This is a genomic window from Caballeronia catudaia (assembly GCF_001544755.2).
Taxonomy (GTDB): domain Bacteria; phylum Pseudomonadota; class Gammaproteobacteria; order Burkholderiales; family Burkholderiaceae; genus Caballeronia; species Caballeronia catudaia.
In genome coordinates this window covers 1-9,714 of the sequence record NZ_FCOF02000086.1, presented here as the reverse complement: position 1 = coordinate 9,714, position 9,714 = coordinate 1, and the positions used below count along the sequence as shown (strand labels likewise).

8 protein-coding genes and 1 pseudogene are annotated in these 9,714 nt (G+C 62.3%); 8 read left to right on the top strand and 1 reads right to left on the bottom strand.

The window, feature by feature from the left end; translation table 11 throughout:
* From AWB75_RS37915 to AWB75_RS35325, 8 genes and pseudogenes are all read left to right on the top strand, one after another.
* A partial coding sequence (locus tag AWB75_RS37915; protein WP_159462846.1) for a hypothetical protein occupies nt 1–373 on the top strand: 373 nt, incomplete at its 5' end.
* 27 nt (nt 374–400) lie between these two features.
* Entirely contained in the window at nt 401–1,624 is a 1,224-nt protein-coding gene (locus AWB75_RS35355) for a baseplate J/gp47 family protein (protein ID WP_061128590.1), read from the top strand.
* The gene (locus AWB75_RS35350; RefSeq protein WP_061128589.1) at nt 1,621–2,298 is read left to right on the top strand and encodes a DUF2612 domain-containing protein; all 678 of its coding nucleotides are present in this window, start codon (nt 1,621–1,623) and stop codon (nt 2,296–2,298) included. Before AWB75_RS35355 ends, AWB75_RS35350 begins: the two co-directional genes overlap by 4 nt.
* A 3-nt stretch (nt 2,299–2,301) precedes the next feature.
* Complete coding sequence (locus AWB75_RS39080) at nt 2,302–3,492, top strand: tail fiber protein (protein ID WP_061128588.1); 1,191 nt, start codon at nt 2,302–2,304, stop codon at nt 3,490–3,492.
* A gap of 25 nt (nt 3,493–3,517) precedes the next feature.
* Nucleotides 3,518–4,348, top strand: coding sequence for a hypothetical protein (locus tag AWB75_RS35340; protein WP_143746653.1), 831 nt, complete (start codon nt 3,518–3,520; stop codon nt 4,346–4,348).
* Nucleotides 4,349–4,518: 170 nt separating this feature from the next.
* A complete protein-coding gene (locus tag AWB75_RS35335) occupies nt 4,519–6,210 on the top strand; it encodes a hypothetical protein (protein WP_061128586.1) in 1,692 nt (563 codons plus the stop codon).
* Nucleotides 6,211–6,221: 11 nt separating this feature from the next.
* Complete coding sequence (locus tag AWB75_RS35330; RefSeq protein WP_061128585.1) at nt 6,222–6,431, top strand: hypothetical protein; 210 nt, start codon at nt 6,222–6,224, stop codon at nt 6,429–6,431.
* Nucleotides 6,432–6,648: 217 nt separating this feature from the next.
* A pseudogene (locus tag AWB75_RS35325) lies at nt 6,649–9,276 on the top strand (type VI secretion system Vgr family protein); the annotation flags it as partial.
* 75 nt (nt 9,277–9,351) lie between these two features.
* On the opposite strand, the gene AWB75_RS35320 reads toward AWB75_RS35325, so the two are convergent.
* Nucleotides 9,352–9,714 (bottom strand): transposase (locus AWB75_RS35320; protein WP_235012418.1); only part of this gene is annotated, 363 nt, incomplete at its 5' end.

Below are 9,714 nucleotides of genomic sequence, written 5' to 3'. Positions count from 1 at the left end.
CTTGCCTTCGCTTTCCATGCTTCAAATCTCCCGTTACAGCCAAGATCCGAAGTCTCCTACATTTCCGGGGCGGTTCAGTATCGCCTGCGCAACGGATCCATATCAAGTCGCGCAGGATGTTGCCAGCGCAATCCGTACCTTCCGCGGCGAATGTTTTTACGACACGACGCTCGGCATTCCGTATTGGCAGGCGGTGTTGGGCCAGTTGCCGCCGGCCTCGTTCATCCGCTCGGAACTTGTCCACGCCGCGCTTACAGTTCCGAACGTCACTTCAGCCAACGTGACGCAACTCGTGCTCAGCAGCCGAAAGTGTGCCGGCGAAATCGCCGTTACCGATGATGCCAACCACGCCGAGCAGATCATCTGCTTCTGATTTGCCGCTCGACGCACCGCAACCGCAATGCAGACCAACGTTCCGCCGATCCAGTTCACGGATCAGGGGCCGGTCGTGCCTGCCGAATCGACGATACTCGCGGGCGTGCAATCGGACATCAATGCCGCGTTCGGCGGCGGCGTCAATCCGGGCCTGACGACCCCGCAGGGACAGCTTGCGCAGTCGCTCGCCGCCATCATCGGTGACAAGAACGACGACATCCTTGAGGTCGCGAATCAGGTCGACCCGGACGTGGCGTCGGGCCGCTGGCAGGACGCAATCGGGCGCATCTACTTTCTGAACCGCATCGCGGCGTCGGGCACCGTCGTCACCGCGACCTGCATCGGGCTGGTCGGCGCGGTGATTCCCGCCGGATCGGTGGCGCAGGATGTCAACGGCTATCTGTACGCCTCGACGGCCGCTGTGACGATCCGCGCCTCTGGCAAGATCGATGTGCCATTCCAGTGCCAGACGATGGGACCGATCGCCTGTCCGATCGGCGCACTCGCGACCATCTACACGGCGGCACAGGGATGGGATCGTGTCACGAACAGCACCGCTGGCACGCCAGGACAGTTGGCCGAGAGCCGCGCTGCCTTCGAAGCACGACGACGCCTGTCGGTCGCGATCAATTCGGTCAACGGTGTGCAGTCGGTGTACGGCGCAGTGCTCAACGTGCCGAACGTGCTCGACGCCTTCGTGATCGACAATCCGACGGGTACGGTCGAGGAATACGGTGCAACTCACTATCCGTTGCTTGCGCACTCGCTGTTCGTTTCCACCCTGGGCGGCGATCCCGCTGCCATTGCGGCGGCCATCTGGAGCAAAAAGGCGCCCGGCTGCGACTACAACGGCGATACGACCTTTGTCGTCACTGACACCAGCTACGATCCGCCGCAGCCGCAGTACACCATCAAGTGGGTGACGCCCGCGCCGGTGCAATGTTTCTTTGCGGTCACAATTCAGGCGAACGACCAGTTGCCCGCCGACATCACGCAGCGTATTCAGCAGGCGATCATTGCCGCGTTCAACGGTGAAGACGGCGGCGCGGCAGCCCGCATCGGCTCGACGACCTATGCCGGGCGGTACTACGCTGGGGTGGCCGCCACTGACTCGAACGTCAACATCTTCTCGATCGCGCTCGGTACTGATCCGATGGCTGTGACCCAGACGTCGCTTGCATTCGGCATCGACCAGTATCCGACGCTTGATCCGTCGAACGTTTCGGTGCTGCAGGTCGCGTCGTCATGAAGAACTGGACCGACACATTGCTTTCGCAGTACGCGAACTCGCCGACGCTCACGGCGATCATCGACTGCCTGAATCAGGACCTCGACCCGCAGGCGGACCTGGATGCCTTTTACGACACGATCTGGAACGTTGCGACCGCAATCGGCTACGGCCTGGACGTGTGGGGCAAGATCGTCAACGTGAAGCGGGGTGTTTCCGCGGCCTTGCCGCCCGCCGAGTTTGGTTTCGCGGAAGCCTTTGATCGCGCCAACGCAACGCTTGGCGTGCAGCCGTTCAACTGCGGCGTGTTCAACGATGGCTCGCCAGCGGTGGTGCGCAACGTGGCACTGGACGACGGCACCTACCGCACGCTCGTCATGACCAAGGCGATGGGCAACATCACCGACTGTTCGTGCGCGTCGTTGAACCGCTTGCTCGGGTATCTGTTCGCCGGGCGCGGGCGCTGCTATGCGCTCGACACCGGTTCGATGACGATGCTGTATGTATTCGAGTTCGATCTGTCGATTCTCGAAGTGGCGTTCCTGACGCAATCGGGCGTGCTGCCCCGACCGACCGGCGTGTTGTGCAACATCGTGATCGCCTCCGTCGACGTGTTCGGATTCTCGAGTTCGGCTGCGGACTTTCAGCCCTTCAATCAGGGCGTCTTTGCGGGCGGCGTGCTCGCGGCGTCGTGAGTCATGCAAGCTGATCAGTCGCCGGCCCTTGTCACGCTACCGTTCGCGGCCAACGGACTCAGGAACGTCATCCCTGAGTCGTCGCAGACCGGTGTGGCAGCTGGCGCGGCGTCGCTCAACGACGGCTTCCCGCCGGCAACGATGCAGCCCAAGACGCAGGGCGGCGTGCCGCCGGATGGGAAGGATTTCAACGGCATCCTGTTTCTGCTGTCGGCGGTGGCGCGCTGGATGCAGGCGGGTGGGTCGTTCGCGTATGATTCGGCATTCAAGGCCAATCCGAATCTCGGCGGGTATCCGAGGGGCGCGACCGTCCTACGCGCCGACTTGAACGGCTTCTGGTTCAACACCACTGACAACAACACGACCAACCCCGATGCAAACGATGCGAATGATCCCAATGCGGCCCGCAACTGGATCGCGCTGAATGCCGACTGGAACGCTGCGAGCGGTCCGGGCGCCATCCAGAATCGGCCGACGCTCGCGAAGGTGGCGACGACCGGGCAATACAGCGATCTGAGTGGCACACCGACCGCGTTCATCCCGCCCGGCGCGCTGCTGCCGTTCATGGGCAGCGCCGTACCGGTGGGCTACCTGCTTGCCAATGGCGCAGCCGTCTCACGCCAGGCGTATGCGGCTTTGTTCGCCGCGATCGGCACCACCTACGGGGCGGGAAATGGTTCGACCACCTTCAATCTGCCGGATACGCGCGGCGTCTGCCTACGCGGACTCGACAACGGGCGTGGCCTCGACCCCGGGCGCACGCTGGGCGCTTATCAGGCCGACAGCTACGCCTGGCACGCTCACGGCGTAAGCGACCCGGGCCATGCTCACGGCGTCGCCGATCCCGGCCACGCCCACGGCGTCTACGATCCGGGGCACGGCCACGGCGTCGGCGACCCCGGCCACGCGCATGCGATGCCGCCGGGCGGCTGGACGCAGGCTGGACAGGATAACGGCGGGGCGTGCGCGGTCAGCCCGCCGAACCAGTACGGCGGCTACAACGGCAACCGCAACAGCAGCAGCGCGAGCGGCACCGGCATCTGGATCGGCGCCTCGAACGCGAACCTCGGCATCTACGGCAGCGGCACGGGCATTGGCATCTACGGTAACGGCACCGGCATCAGCATCACCGCAACGGGCGGCGCAGAAACGCGCGGCAAGAATCTCGCCGTCAATTTCATCATCGCGTACTAACGCACCATTCATGATCGAGCGTTGCATGGCGAACATGACGCACGCCTACCAGTGCGATGCGCAGGGCATCCTGCTGGGCGAGACGATGGTGCAGGAAGACCCGTTGGAAGCGGGCGCATTCCTTTTACCGCCCGGTTGTGTGCTCGACGTGCCCCCTGCCATCGATGCCGATACGCAGGTGGCCGTGTACGCGAACGGTACGTGGGACGTTCGCGATCTTCCGCCGCCGGACCCATCGCCAGTGCCGGTGGTCACTGAAGAGGCGAGAACGCCGGCCGTGTCTGCCATCGCTCCGACGCAAGCCAATCAGCCCAAAGCCGGCGAGCATGAGATCGCCTTGATCGTCGACGGGCAATGGGCCGTCGTCGCCGACTGGCGCGGCACGGCCTATTGGCTACCCCATGATCCAGCGGGCACCGAGCACCGCATCACCGAACTGGGTCAGACGCCGCCGGATGGCGCCTTGTTCTCGCCACCGCCGGCCCCAGCGCCGAGCCTGGCCGACGCGCAGGCGGCACAGGTCGCGACGCTGCGCTCGGCTTGGCAGTCCGCCACCGAGCACCCGGTCAACTTCACCACCGCAGCGGGCCACGCCGACGTATTCGCCTGTGACGCCGCCGGTGTGACGACGCTCGATGCGATGCTGGAAGCGTATGCGCAAAGCGCAACCTGGCCGCCCAACCTCTGGTTGAACGCATCCGGGATGCCCGTGACGCCCTTTACCTTCGCCGACCTGCAGGCGCTCGCGCGAGCCGTCGCCGACCGGGCGACGCCCGACTATCCGACGTTGCTGTTGAAGATCGGCCAGGTCATGGCGGCGGCGACCGTTGAAGATGTTCGCGCGATAGGGCTGTGAACGTAGCTGAAGGCCGCCCAAGGATAGGATCATGCGACAGACTGACAGACCGCCGCCGGTGACGGTGCCGTTTGCGCAGAACGGCAGTCGCAACGATATCCCCGTTGCCTCGCAGATCAGCGTCACGAAGGGGCGCGGCGTCCTTCAACGACGGTTTTCCACCGTTGACGATGACGAGCCCGTTGAAGGGCGGTATTCCGCCGTTCGGCCAGGACATGAATGGCGTCCTGTTCGTACTCTCGCGGATCGCGCGCTGGTTGATGAGCAGTGGGGCGCTCGCCTATGACACGGCGTTCGCCACCGATCCGAACATCGGCGGCTATCCAGCGGGTGCGCTGCTACTGCGGGCGGACGCTCAGGGCACCATTCAGGGCTTCTGGCTGAACAGCGTGGACAACAACGCAACCAACCCCGATGCGACCGATGGCAGCGCCGCCGGGTGGATGTCACTCAACGCGGACTGGAACGCAACGAGCGGACCCGGCGTCATCCGAAACCGACCCAAGTTGGCCAAGGTGGCGACCAGCGGCGAATACGGCGACCTCGCTGATACGCCGCCCACGCCGGTGAATGCCGACTGGACCGCGGAATCTGGCCTTGCCGAGATCCGGAATCGGCCCGATCTCGCGGCTGTGGCGACCAGCGGCAAATATGAAGATCTCATTGATCCGCCCGACATCCCGGCGGAGCAGATCAACGCCGACTGGGATGCGGAAACCGGGTTTGCCCAAATTCTCAACCGCCCCAATCTGGCGAAGGTGGCCACCAGTGGCAACTACGCAGACTTGACGGGTGAACCGGTCTTTACGACACCGCCGCAGTTCGACGACAGCACCGCGCCGGCCACCACCGAATTCGTGCAGCGCGCGCTCGGCAGCTTTTCGGGCCAGGTGACGCTCAGCGACGACACGAAGCTCAAGGCATCCCACGCCGGCACGGCGATCCAGTGGGCGGGCGCGGACGGCGGCAAGATCACGCTCGCGCGCACGTCGACGCTGCCGCTCAATGCCGTCGCGTTCCTCATCTACAACCACGGCGCCGGTGTGCTCAACCTGTTCACGCAGGGCAACGATTTCCTCTGGACGGGCGGCCCTGACGCGGCGCCCAGCGTCGTCCTCCAGCATGGCGAGTTCGCGCTGTGCCTCGCCCGGGTGAACGGCGAATACGATGTGCTCGTCACGCGGGTACCGGTCAACGCGGACTGGAACGCCGAGTCGGGCGCCGCCCATATCCTGAACCGGCCGGATCTCGCTAGAGTAGCGACCTCCGGCCAATACGCGGACCTTTCGGGCACGCCAATCATTCCCGCAGCGCAGGTCAACAGCGACTGGAACGCGACCCAAGGCGTCGCGATGATTCTCAACAAGCCGTCCTCGCTGGGCGGCTTGGCCTCGGGTCTGCAGATCGAGCTCGGCTATCAGCCCAATGACCGCGGCATCGACTGCGGCGACCACTATGAGCTGGACTTCAGCATGGCCACCAACACCTTCGGCGGCTTCCAGTTCACCTTGAACAGCGACCATTCAATTTCGGTCCCAGGGGGCATGTATCTGGTCGAAGCGAGCGCCGAGATCCAGGCGCCCGTCGAGGACAACTGGCAAATCCCCGCGCAGATGGTGTTCTCGGTATGTAACGGCTATGGCTGGCCGGGCGTCTATCAGCAAGCCGTCAGACGCTATCCCGATCTGCCGCTCGGCACGCAGAAGAAGGGCGGCACGATCGGCTCGCTCGTGATCGCAGGACCCTTGCCCGTGGGCTCGCCCAGCGATCACATCTGGGCGGGCTTCACGAAAGTGCCCGGCGCAAACACGCAAACCCCGCTGATGATCAAGGGGCGCTTGGCGCTCACCAAAGTGGCGTAGCGCGTTCGTCTATGAATCCGATCGTGAATCCGCTTCTGCGCACGTGCGTGTCCGTGTGCCTGCTCGGCGCACTGCTCACGCTGGGCGCGTGCACCTTCGTGCATATCGAGGGCGACCATAACGCCGTCAGCGACGTCGGCGGACATGGCGGCGGTATTCAGTTGCCCGATCGCGCAGGACAGGTCACACCGCATCCGCATCTCTTTCCTCCGCAGCGGTAATTGCCGCCGCAGGAAAACTGCAGCCACTAGGAATGCTCCCAATTATACGGACTGCGATGGGTTGCTGACTCCGAGCAGCAAAATTTTAGGTCACAATCACATGGTTTGACCCGAATTGCAAAGCAAATCCGGGGCATGTGATCCGCTGGGGCGTAGCGCATCGCTTCAGCGTAGTCGTCGAGCCGATGGCGCAAAAGTTCAGCAGGGAGTTTTTCGCATGACGATGGTGATACCGAGCCAGGCGTACAGCCTGGTGCTCAAGCCGCAGCCCGCCGTTATCTCGGTATCGAGCTTCAATGGCAAGCTTGATATAAGTCAGCTCTACGAATATAGAATTGAATTCACCAGTCCGGACGCCGATATTGGAATGGACAAGGTGGTGGGACGTCCGGCGGCGTTCACGATGGAACCCGTGGACCCGGAGATGGAATACCTCTCCCGTATGTTTGGCGAACGGGCGAAGGACTTCAGCAAGATGCCCAAGGCGTTCGTGACGCACGGAGTTATTGATAAGTTCGAGAAACTCGGTACATCGAACGATGAGACCCGGTATCGCGCCACACTCGTGCCCAAGGTCGCTGATCTTGCTCGGGTACGCAAAAGCAGGCTGTTTCAGAAGCAAAGCGTGGTGGAAATTATCACCGACACCTTACGCCACTACGGCTACCGTTTGGGCGTGGACTTTGATTTTCTGAAACTTCGCGGCAAGTATAAGCGCCACGAGTACATCACTCAATATCACGAGACGACTTTTGCATTCGTGCAAAGACTCTGTGCTGAAGAGGGCCTGTGGTTCCGGTTCGAACAAAAGCACGATCGCGCCGTGATTATATTTGGAGATGATCTGGATGCCTATGCGCGCAAGAAGCGGATCGTTCCGTTTCGTCTGTATTCGGGCCTTGAGAGCGCAGGCGCGGAGTCGATCCGCTCGCTCCAGACGATCACGAAGCGCGTGCCCGAAGCGATCCAGCTGAACGATTATAACCATCGGCAAGCGGATGTGTCGCTGCTGGTGGAGGAAAACGCGGCGCCGGCGGACAAGACCACGGACGGCGTGGATTCGACCTGGGGCGAGCACTACGAAACTCGCGAAGAGGGCAAGGCGATCGCGCGCCGGCGCCATGAAGAGCATCTGGCCACGCAGATCAGCTATCGCGGGCGGGGTAATCCGTTCTCGCTGGAGATCGGTGAGGCGATCAATCTGGACGTGAATCCGGCTGGTGCGCCGTACGGGTTGCTCGTGACGTCCATCCGTCTCGGTGGCGGTCGACGCACGTCGTACTGGTGCGCGTTTAGGGCGATTCCTGCGGATAGGAGATGGCGGACGAGTATCGACTCGATCACGCGCCCGAAAATCGAGGGCATCCTGCCGGCGCGCATCGATTCACCGGGGAAGTACACGTACAGCTATCTGACCGAAAAAGGTTTGTACGTCACGACGATGCCGTTCGATCTGGACGAATGGAGTCCGGCTGGCCGCAGCCGTGCGATTCGCATGATGAAGCCGTATGCGGGGCAGAACTACGGCCATCACTTCCCGCTCATCGACGGGACCGAAGTTGCGCTGATTTTTACTGCGCAAGATCCAAATCGGCCCGTGATAGCGGGCAGCCTGCATGACAGTCTGAATCCGGACCTCGTCAATAACCTGAATCACACGCGAAATATCATCCGCTCCGCTGCTCTCAATGAGATGCGCATGGAGGACAAGCGAGGCTATGAGCATATTCACCTTACGACGCCGTATCAGGTCAGTGAGTTGAATCTTGGGCACATGGTCGATGGGGATCGCAAGGAAAGGGGGCGCGGAGCGGAGCTGCGCAGCGATGAGCACATCGCTGTTAGAGGTGGGAAAGGCGTATTCATCACCGCGGATGTGCAGAATGCCGCTGGTGGAAAGCAACTCGACATGCAGCCCGCACAAGGCCTGCTCGAACAGGCGTTGCTACAAACGCAGTCCCTCGCCGAGACTGCCAAGGCGGCGCAGGCCATTGCGGCGGACTATGAGAGTCAGAAGGCGCTGCTTGACGGAACCCTGCGTGAACTGAAGAAGGCAGGCGTGCTGGTGAGCGCGCCAGCAGGCGTGGGCGTTGCATCGGGTGAGCATCTGCAGCTGACTGCGGCCAAGAACCTCATGGCGACTGCGGGCGGAAGCGCCGATATTGGCGTGCTAAGACGCTTCACTGTCGCAGCGGGCGAAGCGGTGTCGATCTTCGCGCAACGACTGGGGATGAAGCTGTTCGCGAAAGGCAAGGTCGAAGTGCAGTCGCAGGGCGACGAAATGGCGCTGTCGGCGCTCAAGGACGTGACGATTTCCAGCGTGGACGGCCGGCTCGTGCTGTCGGCGGCCAAGGAAGTCTGGATTGGTGCAGGTGGGTCGTACATCAAGATCAACGCGAACCGCATCGAGAACGGCACGCCGGGGGACATTCTCGAGAAATGTGCAGTGTGGAGCAAGCCGAGCGCTGCGTCCGCGCAGATCTCCAGCACGTTGCCGAATGCTCTGCCAGCGGAACGACTCGCGCTCCATCTGGCGTCTTCGCCTTCGGCGATGGCGGCCATACCGCAGGACATCCCGTACAGGCTGTACGCGCAGGGAGCTTTGGTCGCACAAGGGTTGACCGACGCGTCCGGACGGATTCTTGTCGACCATCAACCTACTACGCAATCCTACCGGCTCGAATTGGCAAACGGCGTGGTCTACAACATTCCGGTCAGTGAAGAGTTCCGCGGAGACCCGGTCAATGGCCAGTTGGCGAACCAAGGCTTCCATTTCTTCGAGCAAGGATCAAGCGGCGACGGACAGGATCGTGCTGTCCATCGCAAGACCTATTACAGCTTATTAGTCAGAGCTGCAAAATTCGATTTCCTTCGCAGGCGTTTACGGGCGGTCGATCTGGTGCCGTTGTACGTTCCAAGCTCAAGCAGTTGTGCGGGGCGTGAGCAACGGTTGCCGAGAAACGTCAGGCGGGCAGCGCAGCCACGCGAGTACAAACAATACGGGTCCAAGCCCCAGACGGACAATGGCACGCAACAACCAGCGTAGGTTATAACCCGCCGCGCACAACACGGCGTGCAATGCGTCTCCAGTTTGTCCTTTTAGCCAACAGCGCTGCATGCCATGGTCCTGCTTCACGTGTCCGATGACCGGTTCTATCGCCTGGCGGCGTTTTAGCCACTTTCGCTGTGTACTGCTTAGAGTCTTGTGTTTACCTCGATGAATCAACTGCACCGGGGCGATATCGGCATCAACCCCGCGAAACCCGAGGTCGGCCAGCACGGT

Bases quoted from the DNA above. Each gene is read 5' to 3' on its own strand.
- AWB75_RS35355 (WP_061128590.1), top strand. From the start codon at position 401: ATGCAGACCAACGTTCCGCCGATCCAGTTCACGGATCAGGGGCCGGTC.
- AWB75_RS35350 (WP_061128589.1), top strand. From the start codon at position 1,621: ATGAAGAACTGGACCGACACATTGCTTTCGCAGTACGCGAACTCGCCG.
- AWB75_RS39080 (WP_061128588.1), top strand. From the start codon at position 2,302: ATGCAAGCTGATCAGTCGCCGGCCCTTGTCACGCTACCGTTCGCGGCC.
- AWB75_RS35340 (WP_143746653.1), top strand. From the start codon at position 3,518: ATGGCGAACATGACGCACGCCTACCAGTGCGATGCGCAGGGCATCCTG.
- AWB75_RS35335 (WP_061128586.1), top strand. From the start codon at position 4,519: ATGACGAGCCCGTTGAAGGGCGGTATTCCGCCGTTCGGCCAGGACATG.
- AWB75_RS35330 (WP_061128585.1), top strand. From the start codon at position 6,222: ATGAATCCGATCGTGAATCCGCTTCTGCGCACGTGCGTGTCCGTGTGC.